Annotated in this window: 19 protein-coding genes; 3 read left to right on the forward strand and 16 right to left on the reverse strand. The window is 61.1% G+C overall.

Features of this window, described 5'->3' with window-relative positions; translation table 11 throughout:
- The first annotated feature begins 85 nt into the window (after nucleotides 1-85).
- Entirely contained in the window at nucleotides 86-1,300 is a 1,215-nt protein-coding gene (locus CFBP1590_RS15835; protein ID WP_058430551.1) for an MFS transporter, read from the forward strand.
- Between the two features lie 251 nt (nucleotides 1,301-1,551).
- Here the strand turns inward: CFBP1590_RS15835 and CFBP1590_RS28125 are convergent, their stop codons facing one another.
- On the reverse strand, nucleotides 1,552-1,710 hold the full coding sequence (locus tag CFBP1590_RS28125; protein ID WP_163018627.1) for a hypothetical protein: 159 nt from the start codon (nucleotides 1,708-1,710) through the stop codon (nucleotides 1,552-1,554).
- 10 nt (nucleotides 1,711-1,720) lie between these two features.
- On the opposite strand from CFBP1590_RS28125, the gene CFBP1590_RS15840 reads away from it, so the two are divergent.
- Nucleotides 1,721-2,386, forward strand: a complete 666-nt coding sequence (locus CFBP1590_RS15840) for a hypothetical protein (RefSeq protein ID WP_371306714.1) — start codon at nucleotides 1,721-1,723, stop codon at nucleotides 2,384-2,386.
- A gap of 324 nt (nucleotides 2,387-2,710) precedes the next feature.
- Here CFBP1590_RS15840 and CFBP1590_RS15845 read toward each other — a convergent pair whose 3' ends face one another.
- The 13 genes from CFBP1590_RS15845 to CFBP1590_RS15905 form a co-directional block, all read right to left on the reverse strand.
- The gene (locus tag CFBP1590_RS15845; protein ID WP_088235484.1) at nucleotides 2,711-3,430 is read right to left on the reverse strand and encodes an alpha/beta hydrolase; all 720 of its coding nucleotides are present in this window, start codon (nucleotides 3,428-3,430) and stop codon (nucleotides 2,711-2,713) included.
- Nucleotides 3,431-3,506: 76 nt separating this feature from the next.
- Complete coding sequence (gene gspD / locus CFBP1590_RS15850; RefSeq protein WP_088235485.1) at nucleotides 3,507-5,837, reverse strand: type II secretion system secretin GspD; 2,331 nt, start codon at nucleotides 5,835-5,837, stop codon at nucleotides 3,507-3,509.
- Nucleotides 5,837-6,367, reverse strand: a complete 531-nt coding sequence (locus CFBP1590_RS15855; RefSeq protein WP_088235486.1) for a type II secretion system protein, XpsN-like — start codon at nucleotides 6,365-6,367, stop codon at nucleotides 5,837-5,839. The genes gspD and CFBP1590_RS15855 overlap by 1 nt, the downstream gene beginning before the upstream one ends.
- Nucleotides 6,364-6,975 (reverse strand): type II secretion system protein GspM, encoded by a 612-nt coding sequence (gene gspM / locus CFBP1590_RS15860; RefSeq protein ID WP_004885193.1) that lies wholly within the window; start codon nucleotides 6,973-6,975, stop codon nucleotides 6,364-6,366. The genes CFBP1590_RS15855 and gspM overlap by 4 nt, the downstream gene beginning before the upstream one ends.
- On the reverse strand, nucleotides 6,956-8,047 hold the full coding sequence (locus tag CFBP1590_RS15865; protein ID WP_088235487.1) for a type II secretion system protein GspL: 1,092 nt from the start codon (nucleotides 8,045-8,047) through the stop codon (nucleotides 6,956-6,958). The genes gspM and CFBP1590_RS15865 overlap by 20 nt, the downstream gene beginning before the upstream one ends.
- Nucleotides 8,044-8,778, reverse strand: a complete 735-nt coding sequence (locus tag CFBP1590_RS15870) for a type II secretion system protein GspK (protein WP_088235488.1) — start codon at nucleotides 8,776-8,778, stop codon at nucleotides 8,044-8,046. Before CFBP1590_RS15870 ends, CFBP1590_RS15865 begins: the two co-directional genes overlap by 4 nt.
- On the reverse strand, nucleotides 8,775-9,407 hold the full coding sequence (locus tag CFBP1590_RS15875) for a type II secretion system protein GspJ (protein ID WP_043305832.1): 633 nt from the start codon (nucleotides 9,405-9,407) through the stop codon (nucleotides 8,775-8,777). The genes CFBP1590_RS15870 and CFBP1590_RS15875 overlap by 4 nt, the downstream gene beginning before the upstream one ends.
- Nucleotides 9,404-9,775, reverse strand: a complete 372-nt coding sequence (locus CFBP1590_RS15880; RefSeq protein ID WP_088235489.1) for a prepilin-type N-terminal cleavage/methylation domain-containing protein — start codon at nucleotides 9,773-9,775, stop codon at nucleotides 9,404-9,406. Before CFBP1590_RS15880 ends, CFBP1590_RS15875 begins: the two co-directional genes overlap by 4 nt.
- Complete coding sequence (locus CFBP1590_RS15885) at nucleotides 9,775-10,209, reverse strand: prepilin-type N-terminal cleavage/methylation domain-containing protein (RefSeq protein ID WP_004885188.1); 435 nt, start codon at nucleotides 10,207-10,209, stop codon at nucleotides 9,775-9,777. The genes CFBP1590_RS15880 and CFBP1590_RS15885 overlap by 1 nt, the downstream gene beginning before the upstream one ends.
- A gap of 8 nt (nucleotides 10,210-10,217) precedes the next feature.
- Nucleotides 10,218-10,649, reverse strand: coding sequence for a type II secretion system major pseudopilin GspG (gene gspG / locus CFBP1590_RS15890; RefSeq protein WP_004885187.1), 432 nt, complete (start codon nucleotides 10,647-10,649; stop codon nucleotides 10,218-10,220).
- Between the two features lie 25 nt (nucleotides 10,650-10,674).
- On the reverse strand, nucleotides 10,675-11,877 hold the full coding sequence (gene gspF / locus CFBP1590_RS15895) for a type II secretion system inner membrane protein GspF (RefSeq protein WP_069142888.1): 1,203 nt from the start codon (nucleotides 11,875-11,877) through the stop codon (nucleotides 10,675-10,677).
- On the reverse strand, nucleotides 11,874-13,598 hold the full coding sequence (gene gspE, locus CFBP1590_RS15900) for a type II secretion system ATPase GspE (protein WP_088236429.1): 1,725 nt from the start codon (nucleotides 13,596-13,598) through the stop codon (nucleotides 11,874-11,876). The genes gspF and gspE overlap by 4 nt, the downstream gene beginning before the upstream one ends.
- Before the next feature lie 94 nt (nucleotides 13,599-13,692).
- On the reverse strand, nucleotides 13,693-13,920 hold the full coding sequence (locus CFBP1590_RS15905; RefSeq protein WP_162864903.1) for a hypothetical protein: 228 nt from the start codon (nucleotides 13,918-13,920) through the stop codon (nucleotides 13,693-13,695).
- A 482-nt stretch (nucleotides 13,921-14,402) separates the two neighbouring features.
- On the opposite strand from CFBP1590_RS15905, the gene CFBP1590_RS15910 reads away from it, so the two are divergent.
- Nucleotides 14,403-17,144 (forward strand): beta-glucosidase, encoded by a 2,742-nt coding sequence (locus tag CFBP1590_RS15910; protein ID WP_025994870.1) that lies wholly within the window; start codon nucleotides 14,403-14,405, stop codon nucleotides 17,142-17,144.
- Nucleotides 17,145-17,186: 42 nt separating this feature from the next.
- On the opposite strand, the gene CFBP1590_RS15915 is transcribed toward CFBP1590_RS15910, so the two are convergent.
- Both CFBP1590_RS15915 and CFBP1590_RS15920 read right to left on the reverse strand, forming a co-directional pair.
- Nucleotides 17,187-17,831: a TetR/AcrR family transcriptional regulator gene (locus CFBP1590_RS15915; protein ID WP_088235491.1), complete on the reverse strand. Its 645-nt coding sequence runs from the start codon at nucleotides 17,829-17,831 to the stop codon at nucleotides 17,187-17,189.
- 79 nt (nucleotides 17,832-17,910) lie between these two features.
- Nucleotides 17,911-19,086, reverse strand: a complete 1,176-nt coding sequence (locus CFBP1590_RS15920; RefSeq protein WP_088235492.1) for an MFS transporter — start codon at nucleotides 19,084-19,086, stop codon at nucleotides 17,911-17,913.
- Nucleotide 19,087: the final 1 nt, after the last annotated feature.

A 19,087-nucleotide genomic window follows, 5' to 3' on the forward strand; every position in this document is an offset into this window, starting at 1 on the left:
CCATTAGCCTGCTCAGCATTCCATCCTGAACGGCCCGCGCACGGTAAAGCGTGCGTGAAGCCCGATTGCACGAGCGAGATCCGTGATGCCCCACTCGACCCAAACCTCCCACGGCAGCGTGACCATGACCCGTGGTCTGGTGATGCTGTTTGCGTTCTGCTGCGGCGCTATCGTCGCCAATATCTACTACGCCCAGCCGATCATTGAACTGATCGCGCCGGACATTGGCCTGTCCAGCACGGCGGCGAGTCTGATCGTGTCGCTGACGCAGATTGGTTACGCGCTGGGTCTGTTCTTTCTGGTGCCGCTGGGTGACTTGCTGGAAAACCGCAAGCTGATGCTGCTGACCACAGCAGTCGCGACGCTGAGTCTGCTGAGCGCGGCCTTTGCCGAGCAGCCGAATCTGTTTCTGCTGGTCTCGCTGCTGGTGGGCTTCAGTTCAGTGTCGGTGCAGATGCTGATCCCACTAGCGGCGCATCTGGCTCCAGAGGAATCGCGGGGCCGTGTGGTCGGCGGGATCATGGGTGGTTTGCTGTTGGGCATTCTGCTGGCAAGGCCCATCTCGAGTCTGGTCGCCGACCACTTCGGCTGGCGGGCGGTGTTCGGCTCGGCGGCTGTGGTGATGATCGGCATCAGCGTCGTTCTCGCGACCACCATGCCCAAACGCGTCCCTGACCACCGAGCCACGTACGGCCAGCTGCTGTTTTCGCTGTGGACCCTGTTGCGCACCCAGCCGGTGCTGCGCCAGCGCGCGTTCTATCAGGCCTGCATGTTCGCGACGTTCAGCCTGTTCTGGACGGCGGTGCCGCTTGAGCTGTCGCGCAATCATGGCCTGTCACAAACCCAGATCGCCATTTTTGCGCTGATCGGGGCCATCGGTGCCATTGCCGCGCCCATCAGCGGCCGACTGGCTGACGCAGGCCACACCCGGATCGTTTCGCTGGGCGCTTTGTTGCTCGGCGCGCTCAGCTTCCTGCCGGGGCTGATCCACCCGGTATACAGCGTTATCGGACTGGCAGTGACCGGCGTGGTGCTGGATTACTGCGTGCAAACCAGCATGGTGCTGGGCCAGCGCACCGTCTACGCACTGGACGCCGCCAGTCGCAGCCGACTCAACGCCTTGTACATGACCAGCATCTTCATCGGCGGCGCCATCGGCTCGGCCGTTGCCAGCCCGCTGTTCGATCATGGCGGATGGACTTGGGTGATGATCGCTGGCACAGCGCTGCCACTGATTGCATTGCTGGCATTCCTGAAGGATTCATCCGGCGCACGAGCGGCGCGGGTCAGCCAGGGCTGAGTTCAGCCACAGTTTTTTTTCGCGGACAGAACAGTCTGTCCGCGTCTCTTCCAGCCACGCCCTTCTGCCTGAAGCAGATCTATCTCGTTGATTGCACGACGCAACGCTGCACTTTGCACGAGAATTACCGGATAATCGCGCCGCGACGGCATGGTTCGATCGCCCTTCTGTTTCTTTCCCGCATCAAAAAGTTCGCACTTCCAGCAGCGCGATTGAACACGGACTGTACAAGCGCCTCATGAACAGGCCTTTTATCTGCCATGCAGTTGATCTGTCATCGGCACGCATTTCTCGACACTCGAACAAGGCAAAACAGCAATGGACGCAGCACCACCCGTACCCGCTCCCTCACCCGCCGCGCGCAAGATTTCAGCGATTTTTGCCAGGATATCCTTAGGTATCGGCAGCATGATCGGTGTCCTGTGGAGCATCTTTACCTACCTTTTTCCAGACCCGAGTGTTCTGGGCCTGAACGTCGACTCGATCAACTGGCAGACCCTGATCACCGTCGTCGCCAGCATGACGCTGTGCGGCGGACTGGGCATCGCTATCATGGCCAGAAAACTGCCCGGTTTCCTGAAGCTGGGCGTATGGCTGTTGCTGGCGCTGATCCTTTGCGGGGTGTTCTTCAAGCTGGGCGGCGAGTACGCCAAGCCCTCGGTAGAGTTTGCCCGCAGTCAGAAACTGTTCGTTGAAAACGACAACGCCAATGTGTTCGGCAAGCGTGCCGAGACCGTCGACAACCTGACGCTGGAACTGCTGGAGTGTGATCAGAACGGTCAGGCGCCGACCTGTACACTGGAGTTGCTGAACAAGAGTCCGGACCGTGACTTTCGCTTCCTGAACCCGGTCAGCCTGTTCGACGAAACGGGCGGCGCGCTGAACATGATCCAGATGCGTGTCGGTGATACAAAATTCGATCGCTGGGATTCATTCCAGCTGATTCGTAACGTTCCGACCCGCGTAACGCTGACCTTCGAGGCAGCCAAGGGCCGACTCAAACTGTCTCCCGCGCTCAAGCTCACGTTCCGCGATCGAGAAAGCAAGGAAAACGTGCTCAAGTTCAAGGATGTGAAGGTCAACTGATCATTGGGTACTGGTTGCATCCCTTGCAGCGCGTCAGGGAGGTTGCTGTCGGTGCCCGGCAGATCGCCGGCAAGCCGCCTCTTATCAAACTACCTGTAACTTACTGAAGAAACGCGATTTTGTGGGAGCGGACCGGGCGGCGTTCCGTTTGTCCGCGAATACTGTATTTCAGGCGATGAATATTCGTCGGATGTACAGGCCTTTTCGCGGACAAGTCCGCTCCCACCTAGTTTGCCGCGCGACAGCGCTACGTCGAAGACGTGGTGGCGCCTCCCACAGTCCGGTGTTTGATGCGCGGCAGCACTACGTCAATGAGACAGCCTGTCAGCGGGCCGACCTTTCGAGCCACTCGGCGAGGTTGGCAACTTCGGCGCCACTCAGGCTGTGCCCTACCCCTTTATAGCCATGGAACTCCGGCTTCAGGCCGAGCGCTTTCAAGGCAGAATCCGCATCAGGACCACTCGCGTAGGACACTTGAGGATCTTCCTCGCCGTGACCGATGAAGACCTTCAGACGCTTGAGTGCGTCACTGGGTTTGACTTCCGATTTCACCACCGGCAACAAGCGCCCGCTCAACGCCGCAAAGCCGCCCACCAGCGCTGGCTGACGCAGAGCAACTTCGTAACTCATCATCGCGCCCTGACTGAAACCGATCAGAAAGACCTTGTCCGGTTGAGTCTTGTACGTGGCTGTCGCCTGGCGAATGAATGCCGTGAGTCGCTCGGTACTGCTTTTAAGCTCTTCGGTCACGCCGTCGTACTCGGCAGAGCCGGGCTTGCGGGTAAACCATTTGTAGCTGTCGGATTGCAGCTCGACCGGGGCTTGAACCGACAGGTAATTGTAATCGGCAGGCAGGCGATCCTTGAGGCTGAACAGGTCGGCCGCATTACTGCCGTAGCCGTGGATGAAAATCACCAGCGGCTTGTCAGGCTTATCCGTGGTGGCCTGGGCCAAGTAATCCAGCGGCAGGTCGGTGTGTAACGTGTCTTGCGCCTGAACCAGCCCAGAACAGACAAACAGCAAAGCGGCGAAAAATTTCAGCATCAGTCAATGACCTCTGGTTGCACGCTGCCCGCAGGCAGCGTCTTCGGTGGACGATGAAACAGAAACTAACACAGCCTCAATTCTGCAGGCTGCCTCGCGAGGCTTCGGGCTTGAGCAATTGCATCTGCTGTCGGTAGTCATCGGTAACCTGACGTGCCTGGCTGCTGCTGGTGATCACGCGCGGGGTAATAAGTACGATCAACTCGGTGCGGTCCTTGGCCCTGCTGGTTCTGCCGAACAGCCATTTCAGGCCCGGAATCCGGCCCAGATAAGGCACGGAGCTGACCGACTCGGCATTGTCCTGTTTGATCAGGCCACCGAGCAGCACGGTCTGTCCACTTTGGGCGGCCACCTGAGTGGCAACCGAGCGTGTCGAAATGCGCGGGTTGCCGTTAAGGTCGGTGGAACCGGTGTCGGCGTCGCTGACCTGCTGCTGGATGTCCATGTACACCAGGCCACCCGGATTGATACGCGGTACTACGTCGAGAATCACACCGGTCTGTACGTATTCCACGCTGCTCAGCGTCGTGGCTGACGCGTTGGTGTTGACCGTGGTCTGGCTGATCGGGATATTGTCGCCGACCTGAATTTGCGCTTGCTGATTGTTCATCACCACCAGCGACGGCGCTGACAGCACCTGGGTGCGGCCGTTGGTTTCCAACGCACGCAGGGCGATCTGCAGGTTATTGCTGACGAACGAATAGAACAGCGAATCGGTGCCTGCCAGCACCGCACCGCCAGCGCCCAGAGCGCCCTGACTGCCTGCGGTGTTGGTGACGTTGCCGGAAGTCCCGGCATTGCCCGCCAGGCGACCGAGATACCACTGCACGCCCATGTCCAGGTCGCCGGTCAGTTTGACCTCAAGAATCCGTGTCTCGATCTGCACCTGAAGCGGCGGGTTGTCGAGGCGCTTGATCGCTGACTCGATTTCCTTCCACTGCGCAGGACGCGTGCGAACCAGCAACTGGTTGCTGCTCTTCTGCGCGGTGATGCGCGTGCTGGCGTCCAGGGATTTGCTATTGCCAGCCGAACCGCCCCCCTCTTCACCGGCCGAATCGGATTCTGCGCCGCCCTGCTCTTCACCGGATTCGCTGACAGTACCGTTCTGGCTGTTCATGCCCTGGCTGTTGCCGAAACCACCCCCACTGCCGTTCATGCCGTTGCCCATGCCACCGCCGCTGCTGATGCCGCCGCTGCCCATGCCATTGGAACTGCTCATGCCATTGCTGCCGGTGCCGTTGAGCGACGACAGACTGGTCGTGCGCAGGCCGGGAGCGACCTTGGCGGCCGAATCGTCCTTGATCGCGCCGGTGCCGTAGATCTGCCGCAGGTACTTGGCCAGATCAGTGGCTTTCATGTTGCGCACGTCATAGACGTACATCTGCGGCTCATTGCCGCCGCCTTCGTCTATCGTGTGAATCCACTCGCCGACTTCGCGCAGGTACTCAGGCTGCGAGGAGATCGCAACCACCGAGTTGGTCCGCTCGATGGGCAGAAAACGCACCATGCCTGCCAGCGGCATGCCGCTGTCCGGGCCGAACATTTTCTGCAGCTCGGGCATCAGCTCGCCGACCGAGGCGCGCTGCAGGCCGAACACGCCCACCGACATGCCCTTGAGCCAGTCCACGTCGAAGGTGTCGATGGTGTCCTGATAGTTGGCCAGCTCTTCCGGTGTGCCCGCCATGCTCAACACATTGCGCGCCGGATCAACCAGCAGGAAGGCATTTTCCCGGGCAAACGGCTTGAGCAGTTTCTGCATTTCGTTGGCAGAGATGTAGCGCAACGGGAACAGCCGCGCCGACATGCCGGCCGACGGCTGAGCGACGCGCATCTCCGGCACCAGCTTGCCTGCAACGGCCTGGTTGGACGGCAGGATCACGTAGCGGTTGCCCTGCTTGATCATCGCGTTGTCGGTCCAGGACAGCAGGGTTTCGAGAATCGACAATGCCTGCTGCTTGTTGACCGGCTTGGACGTCGAGAAGCTCACCTCACCCTTCACGCCCTGAGCAATGCTGTAGTTCTCGTGCAGCAGGTCACCCATGATGCTGTTGATCACCGCCTGAATCGGCTGGTTGGTGAAGTTGAAGACGATGTCGCCCGTCTCCCCGGCTTTCGCTGCGGGAGCCGCGGCAGGCTGGCGAATGAATCGCTGGTTGCCCTGAATGATCTGGCGTTGCGGCGAGGCCGTTGGCGACTGAGGCTGTGCCTGCACCGGCAGCTGTTCGCTACGCGGATCTATTGGCGGACGTTGTGAACCGGTTCCCTGGAGCGCTTCCTGCAGCATGCCATTGTCGGGGTCGAGGGTGTCCTGCCGGGACGCGCAGCCGCCAAGGGCGACAGCGGTGGCGAGACAAAGCAAGGGGGTGCGCAAGGTAGCGATGGCGGAAACTCCAGAAAAGGTACCCATCACAGGGTGGAATCGTTGGTAAGGGAAATCGGGGGTGTCGTCGACGGCGGCGGCAGACGCGGCGCAGGCAGGCGCAAGGTCTGCGTGCGGCCGTCGAGACTGAAGGTGGCCTGCATCGGATCGAGCTGTTCCAGGGTCCAGCCGTTGCCCAGCTTGTCACCCTGCTTCACTTTGAGTGCCGGACCGCTGGCCTGCTTGAGCAGCGCCACGCGCAACGTACCGTCGAGAACGACACCGGTCAGCGTCAGGCCGGAAAGGCTGGCGACCTGCACATCGCTCTTGCCCACGGCCTTGTCAGGGCTGCGGTCGGTGCTGAACAGCGGGGCTTCCCAGGTATTGGCCAGACTGTCCAGCGTCGCAGTGGGCGCGCTGTGGGTCTGAGCCGCACGGTCAACCGGGTTTCGCGGTGCCTGCTCGGGCAGCCAGCCCGGCGAATGCGCGGCGCCACTGATAATCAGGGCTGCCAGCGCGGCCAGCAAGGCGGTGATGCCGACCAGGGTCAATTCCAGAGGACGCAATGAACGAATCATTGTTCGGCCTCCCCGGCAGAAGCCGGCTGCAGGTAGCCGCGTACCAGCAGGTGCACCACCAGTTTGCCAGCACCGCCAGTGGCCGGAGCATCGGTGTCGCGACGCAGGCTCATTTCATCGACGAACAGGAACGGACGCTGGTATTCCAGTGCATGCAGGATGGCCGTCAGCGGCTCGATGGCGCAGTCCAGTGTCAGGCTGACCTTGACCTGCCGGTAAGGCTCGGAGCTGTCCTGCTCCGGTGTGATCGGCATGCGCTGGGTCAACGCACAACCACCCCCGGTATCGGCCTGATCGCTGATCAGGTCGGCGACACGCTGCATCAGGTCAGCGGCGACTGCGCTTGGATCATCGCCCGGCAGCAGACTGGTGCTGCTGGCCGGGTCACTGCGGGCCTGCTCCAGTTGCTCGCGCAAGCTGTCACCCTGTTTCAGCAACCCGGCATAGCGTTGCTGCTGTTCGCGCAGTTGTTCGGTCTGTTCGCTGATGTCACGCAGAGGGCCGGCGAACCAGCTGTCGATCAGCAGCCAGTAGGCCAGATAAAGGACCAGCGCCAGAATGATCAGCGCCGCACCCCGCCGCTCACGGCTATTGAGTGGACGACGCATCGGCGTTCTCCTGCGAGTCTGATTGATCAGACTGATCCTGCGGCGGGCTCTGATGCAGATGCGCACGCAACGAGTACTGGTCCTTGCCGGTCTTGCTGTCCGGCTGGATCACACCCTGAAACTGGGCGTTGTCCAGGCTGCGGCAATCCTTGACGCGGGCGATCAGCGCGCTGGCCTTGGCGCTCTGACCGGCAAAGGCCACCTCGGCGCTGTCGCTGATTTCCAGATGGTCGATCCAAGTGTCGGACGGCAGGCAGGCAGTCAGTTCGCTGAGCAGCGCCGACAGGGGCGGTTGGGCAGCCTTGCGTCGTAGCAGGTAGTTGGCAGCACCTCGGGTGTTGGTCAGTTGCTGACGCAATTGCTGGACTTCGCTGACCTGGGCTTTCTGCGCCTTGACCTCGGCCTGCATCTCTTCCAGCAATTGCTGACGGTCGTTGAGCCACAGCAGCATGGTGCCCAGCAGAAGCCCGGCGCAGATCCACAGCAGCCAGCGTTGCAGGCGATGGCCTGAATGCGATTGCTGCGGACGCAGCGGTGCTGGCAACAGGTCAACACTCAGGCGTTCATCCGGCGTGCCGACATCCACAGTGTCGGGGCGCAGGCCGAGCGCGGCGCATTCTTCCAGAATGGCATCCAGGCGCTTGCGCAGCACGGCCACCAGCCGGACCTGAATGAAGCCGGCATTGCGACTTTCCTGACGGGCAACAAAATACAACTGCCCGGCATCGAACGGCGTAAAACGGTCCAGCTCGTAGCCGACCACTGTCGACAGATTGCGCGCCGCTGCGACCGGCAGTTGCAGGCTCTGCACCAGCACCAGGGACGAGGGCAACAACAGGATTTTCTGTGCATTGGCGCCGGTTGCGGCAACCGGTTCGACCAGCGGCCAGACATACATCTGTTCGACGGTTTCGCGAACCAGCCATCGACGGACACGCGGCGGCAGGCAGGCGCGCAGTTCTGCGCTCCACCATTGCCAGGCCTGTTGCCCCAGACTGCCACGCCATTGCTGGACGACCCGGTCGCGTAGCGCGATCACCGGTGCCAGACGTGCTGAAACGGATGCATTCATTCTTGCCAACGCAATACCCGATAGGGCTGTGCGCCTCCCTCCGATGGGCTCAATAACACAATGGTCTGTAACAGGGCGACTACGCCGCCCGGTCGTTCTGCGCGGCTGTCGATGGCCAGTACCTCACCGGCATCGGCTCCCACCGCGCTCTGGGTCGGCAAGCTCAGCGCCCGGCGCAGCAGCGCCGAGGCAAAAGCGGGATCGGGCCGGTCCAGCCCGCTCCATAACGTCACCTCCGGCAACAGCCGGGTGTACAGCGCCTGCGTCATGCCCGGCAACTGTCGTATTTCTTCAACCACACGCAGTGGCGCCTGACCGTCATCACGTTGTGCTTCAACGGTCTGGGCAATACTGCTGGCCAGATTGCGGTTCGCGCCGCAGGCCTGCAGCAAGCGGGCGATGTCAGCCGCTGGCGCGCTGTTGAGATCCAGCTTGCCACGCTCGCTGCGAATGCTGACCAGCAACTGCGTGTCGTCCATGCGCAACGCCACTGGCCGTCCATCGGCCACCCAGCGTTTGCGCTGTGCAGGGTCCAGCAAACCCTGCACCGCCATGTTCAAGCCGCCCTCCGCTGCCAGCAGCGCGTGAGTGTTCTGGCGCAACCAGAGCGCCTGACGGCTTTCCAGTTGCACCCAGCCGGCCAGTCCGCCCAGCAGCAGGCTCAACACCGCCAGAACCCACAGCACCACCAGTAACGCCACGCCCTGCTGGCGCTTGTGAAAATCCTTCACTGGCCGCCCGCCCCACCCGAAAGGTCCAGACGCAGGGCGACCACTTCGCTGACCCAGGGAATCGAGCCTTTGACCTGCGCATCGATGCGCACTGCACCCGGCAGGCGCGTCGGCCATGGCCATTCGTTCAGCCATCCCGTGGGCTTGCCTTTCGGCGTCAGGCCACGGTAACTGAAATTCAACGACTGCACGTTGTGTAATAACACCTGCGGCTCGCCCCAGGCCTCGAGCGTGATGCCGTTTGCCGAGGTTTTGATCCGGGAGAACGCCACCTGCAGATCACGATCGCCCTCAGGCCCTTTCAGCCCGAGGGTATGCAACTGGATGCCTCCGCCCAACTCGCCCGGCAGCGTGGCCACGAACCTGAGATCCTGAGCCGTGCCCTCGAAAAAACCGCTCTTGGCGTCATCTTCGGCGGAGGTGTCCAGCGGCAGTGCCTGGCTGATGGACGAGCGCAGAAACGCCTGTGCCGCGCGCATCTCATCCAGTCCCACCGTATAGCGCTCAGCCTTGAGCACCGCGCGATTGGCCCCCAGCAAGGCACCGGCCACCAACACCAGCAACACACCCAGAAGACTGATCACCAACAGGACTTCCAGCAGGGTGAAACCTCGCTGAGCGCCCTTCAAGACCCGGCACCGGTCACGGCGCCGCGCAGCCGCAACGTACTGAACTGCACGCGCCGCTGATGCTCCAGCAATGTCAGGTCCAGACGAAACAGCCTGGCCTGGTCGTTACCGCCCGAGACCTGACGGATTTCCAGATTCCAGTCGATACCCGCCACCCGCCCCTTGCGCGTTCCGTTTTCAAGCGGACCGCCGCCTTCCTGATCGAACACCGTACGCGCCGCGTGGCTAAGACGATCGCTGTGCGACACCTGCTGCAGGGAGCGTGCGCTCTGCCCGAAAGCCACCAGCAGCACGCCACTGCACACCGCCATCACGGTCAGCGCGGCAAGCATCTCCAGCAGAGTGAACCCGGACTGCGACGCTTTCATTAAAGGGGACGCACCTGGACGCTGCCGGTGAGCCAGCCGATGTCGATGCGCCAGCGACGATCGCCGTCGGCGACCATCAGGTTGCCGCCGCTGGAACCGCCATCCGGGTAAAACTCCACCGCCGACCCCAGGTCGGAAGCCGTCTGCATCGTCACCTGCAAATGCGCGGGCCAGTGCTGTTCACGCTTGCCCGGTGCCTTGAAGGTCAGGTGACGCAGGTCGAATTCGGTGCGTGCCGGTTGACCGGTCACAATGGCCCGAACCCGCGTGGCCCGCAACGCCTCGACCATGTCACCGACCGCACGACGCTCACTGGCAGTGCTCAACCCTTGTTGCAGACCGAAACCCACGAGGCCGACAGCGATGCTCATCAACACGAGCACCACCAGCATTTCCATCAGGGTAAAACCACGGCTTGCAACAGGCGATTTCATACCGGCATTTACTCCCAGTTGCCCAGGTCGGCGCTGTAACCTTCGCCGCCGGGTTGGCCGTCCTGTCCGTAGAAGATCAGGTCGAAGCTGCCATGCTGACCGGGGAAGCGATAGCCGAACGCGTGACCGAACGGGTCTTTCAGGTCCGAAGGCTTGGCGTAAGGACCATTCCAGCCTGCGGCATTGCCCGGTTTGTCGGTCAACTGCTGCAAGGTTTTGGGCGGCGAACCGACGTCCAGCGCATAGCTTTCGATCTTCATGCCCAGGCTCGCCAGCTGCGCCTTGCCTGCGCCGTATTTGCCCTTGTCGACGTTGCCGCCCACCTGGCGCACAACGATGGTCGCCACGATGCCCAGCAGCACGATGACCGCGAGCATTTCCAGCAAGGTGAAGCCGCTTTGTCGGCGTGCAGGGGTAAAGCGTGTACGGCTAAGGTTCATCGGGATGGTTTCCTCGTTCATGAATTCAAATATTGCTGGTCAGGCTCATCAGCGGCAGCATGATTGCCAGCATGATCACAGCTACCATGCCTGCCATGACAACCGTGAGCGCCGGGACCAGTGCGGCGAGCATGCGGTCGATGCCGCGCTTGGCTTCGACGTCGAACACATCGGCCACTTTGAGCAGCATGCTGTCCAGTTCGCCGGCCTGTTCGCCGACTTCGATCATTTGCAGGGCCAGATCGGGCAGCAACGGTTGCGCACCAAACGCGGCCGCCAGCGTGCCGCCTCCTTTTACCGACTCGGCGGCCTGCTCCACCTGCGCCTGCAATGCGCGGTTGGTGCAGACCTGACGGGCAATCACCAGCGCCTGCAACAGGGCGACGCCATTGCTCAACAACGTGCCCAGCGTGCGGGTCAGCCGTGCGGCCTCGATACGTTGCAGCAGCGGGCCGATGACCCGGATGCCCAGCACCCGGCGATCATGACGTTCGCGGCGCTGCGGATCACGCATGCTGATCACCAGCCCCCAGATCAGCACGATCAGACCGGCGAACACCGCCAGCCCGTAACTGCCGAGAAATTGTCCGAGGTTCAGGATCACTTCGGTAATCAACGGGATGGGCACCCCGAGATCCTTGAAAATAGGCACGAACTGCGGCACCACGTACGCCAGCAGCAAGGCCAGCGAACCGAGCACGCCGACCACCAGAAACGCCGGATAGATCAGTGCATTGATCACTTCGCCGCGCAGCAACTGACTGCGCTCCAGATAATCGCTCAATTGACGCAAGGTGCTTTCCAACGCGCCACCGGCCTCGCCTGCACGCACCATGCTGATATAGAGCGGCGAAAACTGGCTGCCCTCTTCTTCCAGCGCCACGGACAACGGCTTGCCGGCCTTGACCTGTTCGCGAATCCGCTCGATCAACGCACGGGTCTGGGGCTGACCGGGCTGTTTGAGCAGAATGCCAAGCGAGCGTTCCAGCGGTTGCCCTGCGCCGAGCAAGGTCGCCAGTTGCTGGGTGAAGCTGACCAGCGCTGCACCGTTGAGCATGCCGCTGCCCAGAGCACGACGCAGTCCGCCAAGACCTGCACTGTCGACCTGCAAGACCATCAGGCCGCGCTTTTGCAGAGCCGCAACGGCAGCATCCTGATCCCTGGCTTCCAGGGTGCCGTTCTGCGGCGCGCCCTGCGCATCCAGCGCGCGGTACTTGAACAGACTCATGAGCCTTCACCCCGTGTGACGCGCAGCACTTCTTCCAGCGAGGTGACCCCGGCCACCGCCTGACGCAGGCCTTCTTCATGCAGCGTGCGCAAACCACCGCGACGGGCCGCCTCTTCCAGCGTGGACGCGTCGGCGTGGCGCATGAGCAGGCTGCGCAACTCTTCATTCATGACCAGCAGTTCGGTGATCGCACTGCGGCCGCGATAGCCGCCGCCCGGCGCATCGGATCGCGGCCGGTACAGGCGGATCGGGCGTTCGTCGGTGAACCGTTCGAGGCCATGCTCGGCAACCAGCTCAGGCGGCGCTTCGAAGGCTTCGCGGGTTTCCGGGTCAAGGCGACGGACCAGCCGCTGCGCCAGAATGCCGTTGACGGTCGAAGCAATCAGGTAGCTTTCGACGCCCATGTCCAGCAAGCGGGTGATACTCGCCGCCGCACTGTTGGTGTGCAGGGTGGAAAGCACCAGGTGACCGGTCAGCGACGACTGAATGGCGATGCGGCAGGTTTCCAGGTCGCGCATCTCACCAATCATGATCACGTCCGGGTCCTGACGCACGATGGAGCGCAGCGCTCCGGCAAAGTCCAGACCGATAGACGGTTTGACCTGAATCTGATTGATGCCTTCAAGCTGGTATTCCACCGGATCTTCAACGGTGATGATCTTGCGCTCGGAGGTATTGAGCCGTGACAGCGCGGTGTAGAGCGTGGTGGTCTTGCCGGAGCCGGTGGGGCCGGTAACCAGCAGAATGCCGTGGGGCCGTTCGAGCACATCGAGAAAGTGGTCGAGGCGCTCGCCGTCGAAGCCCAGGCTGGGGAAATCGAAATCGATGGTCTGGCGATCAAGCAGACGCATGACCACGGATTCGCCAAAACTGGTCGGCACGGTCGAGACCCGCAGGTCCAGTTCCTTGCCTTGAATACGCAGCATGATCCGCCCGTCCTGCGGCAGACGGCGCTCGGCGATGTCGAGCCGGGCCATGATCTTCACGCGGGAAATCACTGCCGCAGACGAACTGGACGGCGGCGCTTCGGCTTCGTGAAGCACGCCATCGATGCGGTAACGTACCTTGAGCTGACTTTCGAACGGTTCGATATGAATGTCAGACGCACGCTGCTCGACAGCGCGTTGCAGAATCAGGTTGACCAGGCGAATGACCGGCGCTTCGGACGCCAGGTCCTTTAGGTGCTCGATGTCCTCCAGCGAGCCGCCTTCGTCGTCGAGGTTCTCGATCAGCGTGCCCATCGCCGAGCGGCCCTGGCCGTAATAACGTTCGATCAGGGTTTCCACTTCGTTGCGTGGACCGACTGCCACCTGTACCGGCACTTCACAGGCATAGGCAATTGCTTCAAACGGATACAACACGCTGGGGTTGGCGCTCAGCACTTGCACACCGTCCTCGCTCCAGCCGACCGGCACCACCTGATACTGGCGCATGAATCGTTCAGTCAGCGGTGGCAGCGGATCCAGCATCGGCGGCAGCGCTTCGGCCATTAATAAAGGCGCGTTCAACAGTGCGGCCCAGGCCCGTGCAAGCTCGAACTCGGACACCAGTCCAAGGCGTGTCAGCAATCCCAGCAGCTCAGTGCCTTCGGACTCCTGCTGCAAACGCTGTGCACGTTCCAGATCCTGAGGCTTGAGGCCGGCATTTTCCGTCAGCCAGGCACACACCTGCCCTGCATCGGGGATCAGTATTCGAGTGGCATCGACGGGAATTGGCTGCATGGGCAAGAACATCTACTACTCGGAGGGACAGGTTCACGACCCTCACCCGCCTTGAAAAGGCACCGAGAGAGTCGTGGTCAGAAGCATCAAACGGTCAGTTTGACTGTTTCTGAGGCGTTGCGTTCTGTGGACGACCACCTTTTGTGGTTTGAGTCTTCTGCTGCTGCGCCTTTTGCGCCGCTTTTGCATCGGTGGTCTGGGTCATTACGGTCGAATCAGTGGCACCCGACGCTGCATCGGTATCAGTCGCTTCGGCTGCGAAAACAGCACCACTCAATGCCAGACCCGCAATCACACCTGCTGCCATGTTGGACAACTTCATAACAATTACTCCACTGGATAAAACAATAAGCCCTCCAACAGGAAGGGCCATTAACGATAAAGGTCAGAAAGAACACCACAGTGCCACTACTGGAAACATAACAGAGACCCGAGCGCACCTGAAAAATCTTAAACCCATCGACCAGTAGGTTTAAGAAGAGTTCCTGAAGTGTAAGAAAAAAACCACAAAAGCAAGAAAAATACGCTTTTGTTTGACATTAACGCCTGAATTTCGACTTAATTGTAACGCTTTGCGAATTCAAAGTGCCATCAATGATAGCTCAATGATGTCACTCGCCGCAATATAAAACATAATAACTAAAACGTGAAACTTGATTGAAAAAGTCCACGAATCGCACGCTGCAATAACAGCGTAAGTCGCGATTACGGGTCACTGTTGCCTAAAGAAAAGAACACAGCCAGACGCTGAATAGTGCGGCTGCCTGTGGGAAACTTTTAATTGAAATGTCGTTGGAGAGCTGTATGAATAAGCGAAAGATGATGGGTGCGCATTCCGCACTGGCCTTGCTGGCGCTGGCTGTGTCGCAGGTGCATGCTGCTGACGCTTCGACGCTGCAGGCACGGGAAGCCCGTGCTGAAAAAGCGGCACAGAAGACGCTGGACAAGATGACCCAGGAAGAAAAGCTGGCCTATATCGGTGGTACGGGCGGCTGGGATGTGAAACCCCTCTCCAACTACGGCGTGCCGCAGATTCACGGCGCCGACGGCGGTGTCGGTGTGCGTTACACCAGCGAAGGCAACGCGCAGGGCGTGGTTTATCCGTCCGGCCCCAACCTTGCAGCCACCTGGAACCCACGTCGCGCCATCGACCTGGGCCGTGCGCTGGGCTATGACACGGCAGTCGGCGGCTATCAGTTCGTCACCGGCCCTGGCGTCAACCTGTACCGCATGCCCTACGGCGGCCGTGCGTTCGAATACCTGTCCGGTGAAGATCCGTTCCTCGGCGCCAGCCTGGCACCGGGCGTGATCAACGGTATCCAGTCCCGTGGTGTGTGGGCCAACGCCAAGCACTACGCGGCCAACGATCAGGAAAGCAACCGCTTCAACCTCGACCAGATCATGAGCGAGCGTGTACTGCGCGAAATGTCGCTGCCTGCGTTCGAATCGGCGTCGAAGAACGGCAACGTCGCGATGATGATGTGCGCGTTCCAGAAAGTGAATGGCGAATTCGCCTGCGAAAACGATCACTTGATCAGCCAGATCCTGAAGAAGGAATGGGGCTACAAGGGCTTCGTACAGAGCGACTACAACGCTGTGGTTCATGGTCTGGACGCCGCTCAGGCGGGCACCGACCTGGACATGATGGGCTTCCAGATGAACAGCAATGTTCTCAAGCCTTACCTGGACAGCGGTGAACTGAGCGCGGCAACCATCGACGACAAGGTCCGTCGCATCCTCAAGCAGATCTACCTGTACAAGTTCGACAGCAAGACCCCGTCGACCCTGCACAACATGAACAGCGCAACCAGCAACAAGGTCGCCCTGAACGCTGCCCGTGAAGGCATCGTGCTGCTCAAGAACCAGAACAACCTGCTGCCGCTGGACAAGCAGAAAGCCAAGCGCATCGCCGTGGTCGGCAACCTGGCCAAGTACGCGCCGCCTACCGGTTTCGGCAGCGCCAATGTCATGGCCAGCCATTACATCAGCGAGCTGAGCGGTCTGCAGCAGATGGCGCCAAACGCCAAGGTTGAATTCATCGACGGCCTGTCGCTGGACCCGACCACCACCACCTGGAGCAGCACTGACCAGGCGGGCAAAGACATCCAGGGCATGAAGGCCGAGTACTTCAGCAATGCCAACTGGTCCGGCGATGCTGCCGTGACCCGTACCGAGCAGCATGTCGATCTGGATTGGGCCAACGACAAGGACCTGCCGTTCGAAAGCAACCTGTCCGGTTCCGACCCGTACACCAGCAAAGGCTCGACCGCAGGCTCGCTCAACGGCGATACCTCTTCGACCTCGATCCGCTACACCGGCAAGATCACCCCGACCGAAAGCGGCGAGCAGGTCTTCAAGGTCCGTGCTGACGGCGCCGTGCGCCTGTGGGTCAATGGCAAGCTGATCATCGACAACGGTGACGGCAAGCCACTGCCGGGCAACAGCATTCCGCCAACCATCCCGGAATTCGCCAAGATCAGCCTGCAGGCGGGTCAGTCCTACGACGTGAAGCTTGAATACTCGCGCCGTGCCGGCTACCTGTCGACCATGGGCGGCCTGGTGGGCGTACAGATGAGCTGGGCGTCGCTGAACGCGCCTCAGGATCTGTCGGCCTACGACGCAGTCGTGGTGGCAGTGGGTAACAGCAGCGAATACGAAGGTGAAGGTTTCGACCACAGCTTCGATCTGCCTGAGTACCAGAGCCAGCTGATCCAGAGCATCGCCAAGGTCAACCCGAACACCGTGGTGACCATGTTCGGCGGTACCGGTCTGAAGATGAGCGACTGGATCGAACAGGTTCCGGTAGCGCTGCACGCGTTCTACCCGGGTCAGAACGGCGGTCAGGCACTGGCTGAAATTCTGTTCGGCAAGGTCAACCCGTCGGGCAAGCTGCCGATCAGTATCGAACGCAACATCGAAGACAACCCGATTTTCGAGACCTTCCCGAAATTCGACAACCAGAACTCGCTGGCCGAAATGAGCTACAAGGATGACCTGATGCTGGGTTATCGCGGCTACGAGAAGAAAGGCATCAAGCCGCTGTATCCGTTCGGCTATGGCCTGTCGTACACCACCTTCGGCTACAGCAACATCAGCGTGACGCCTGGCGTTGCGGTGGGCAACACGCCGATCAAGGTGTCGTTCGACCTGACCAACACCGGCAAGGTGGGCGGTTCGGAAGTGGCGCAGCTGTATGTCGGTCAGCAGAACCCGAAAGTCGAGCGTCCGATCAAGGAACTCAAAGGCTACAAGAAGGTGTTCCTCAAGCCGGGTGAAAGCAAGCGCGTGACCATCGAGCTCAACGATCGCTCGCTGGCCTACTTCGACACCAAGACCAACCAGTGGGTGGTCGATGCCGACACCTTCAACCTGTCGCTGGGTGCTTCGTCGCAGGACATTCGCCTGAATGCCAAGCTGACCAACTCGTTCCGCCAGGAACTCTCGACCACCACCAGCAACCCGCTGCCACGTTCGGCGCTGAACTCGGTGAACGTCGAGAAGCCACCGGTGAAGACCGGCGGCGTGTTCGATCAGACTGTCGAGTAAGCGTTTACGCAGTGACTGAGTGAATCTGGGACAGAACAAGGCTCAAGGACGAGCCCTTACTGCTGCATCGACCTGCGCAATGTAGGCATCGAACGTCTTGACCAGATCCACCCGTTCTGGAAAACGCAGCCACTGAATCTGCAACCCGTCCATCATCGACAGGATCTGCTGGATCAGCATGTCCAGATCCACATCCGCCCTCACCTCTCCACGTTCTACCAACGCCGTGAACTGCGCCAGCAGGTGCGCGTGTATGCGCGCGTAACGGGTCTGGAACCACTCATAGGCAGGCTGGTTGTCCAGCAGACTTTCGGCATTGAGAATCGAGAACGCCCGCACCACGCCGGGTGCAGTCGAGTTGGATTGATTGATCGCACGCAGACCGCCCAGCAGACCGGTCAGGCTGTCGTCCGTACGCACTTGCGCGGCGATGCGCCCGTTGACTTCGTCGCGTCGTTCCAGCACGCCCATCAGCAGGGAAATCTTGCTCGGAAAGTGATGCAGCAATCCGGCAACCGAAATGCCGACGATGGCCGCCACCTTGGCCACCGACGCACCGGTGTAGCCCTCCAGCGAGAACACCTGCAAGGCGGCATCGAGCAATTCTTCGCGTCTTTTTTCTCCCTTCGGCGCACGTCGTTGCCGAGGTGCCGTGGCAACCGTTTCCCTGGGGTCATGCTGGGTCATATCAGGTTCCTTCTTGAACAGTCGCGTACCCTAACCATTCAGGCAAAAGCTGGCAACGGTATTGACCATGAAGGGTATTTCACACTGGCACGGACAGCCCTGACCGGCAGTGCCGCTGCAGTATCAGCGCCGTCAGCAGCGCGACCCCACTGATACCGAGCGACAGCCATAACAGGCCGCGATCACCGGTCGCCTCCTGAACCCGGGCATAGACCCAGGGCGCTGCCGCAGAGAGAAGAAAACCGGGGGCCAGCAGGCGTCCCTGCAAGCGTGCATAGTGATGATGTGCAAAGAGCTCGAACGGCAGACTGGCCCGTAACAACGTGCCCAGCCCGTTCATGGCGCCATAGCCGAAGACAAACAGACAGGCCAGCACCGCCAGCCCCTGGCTGTGCAAGGCCATGACGAAACATAGCGCCATCCCGGCCGCGACCCAGACGTTCAGGCGCAAGGCAGACAGGTTCTGGCCCAAGACGCGGCTCATCAACCGCGCGCAGGTCTGGCCGATGCCCCACAACGCCACCCAGGCCACCGGCACACCGAGACCTGCCAGCAAGGCCGGCAAATGAGCGGAAAGCCCCGCTGACAGGAAACCGATCAACATCATGCACAGCGCGTAACCCGACTGGCGCAGCCAGCTCGCCGTCGCTTCCTCATCGGACATATCATCGGCCGGTGTGGCAACCGGAGCCGCTGCATCGGGCAGTCCGCTCATCAGCACACCCCCCAGCAGCGCGAAACCTCCGTAGACCGCTACCGCGCTGCGCCAGCCGAGCGTCTCCAGCAACACATGCCCCAGCGGCCAGAACACGGCTGACGACAGACCGCCCAGCAAGGTGATCTGCACCATCAACGGACGTGAGCGCGCACCGATCAACACGGCCAGCGCCGCAAACAGCGCGTCGTAAAGCGACAGACGCATGCCGACGCCCAGCACGGCCCAGCCGAGAAACCAGACCGGCACGGTTTCGCACAAGGCCAGCACGCAGCACCCTGCAGCCGCCAGCACGCTGCCCAGTTGCAGCACCTGACGAGCCCCGAGACGCAGGATCAGCCACGAGACTGCGGGCGATACAAAACCCATGACCAGCAACGCCACCGACAGACCGGAAAACACCCGCTGCCCGCTCCAGCCCAGATCTGCAGCAATGGCATTACCGAACGCACCCGGCAGATAAAACGTGGTGCCCCAGATGATCAACTGCGCCAGTCCCAGCCTGAAAACGGCGAACCGGGACAGGTCGGGACTGTGCATG

Source organism: Pseudomonas viridiflava, assembly GCF_900184295.1.
Taxonomy (GTDB): Bacteria; Pseudomonadota; Gammaproteobacteria; order Pseudomonadales; family Pseudomonadaceae; genus Aquipseudomonas; species Aquipseudomonas viridiflava.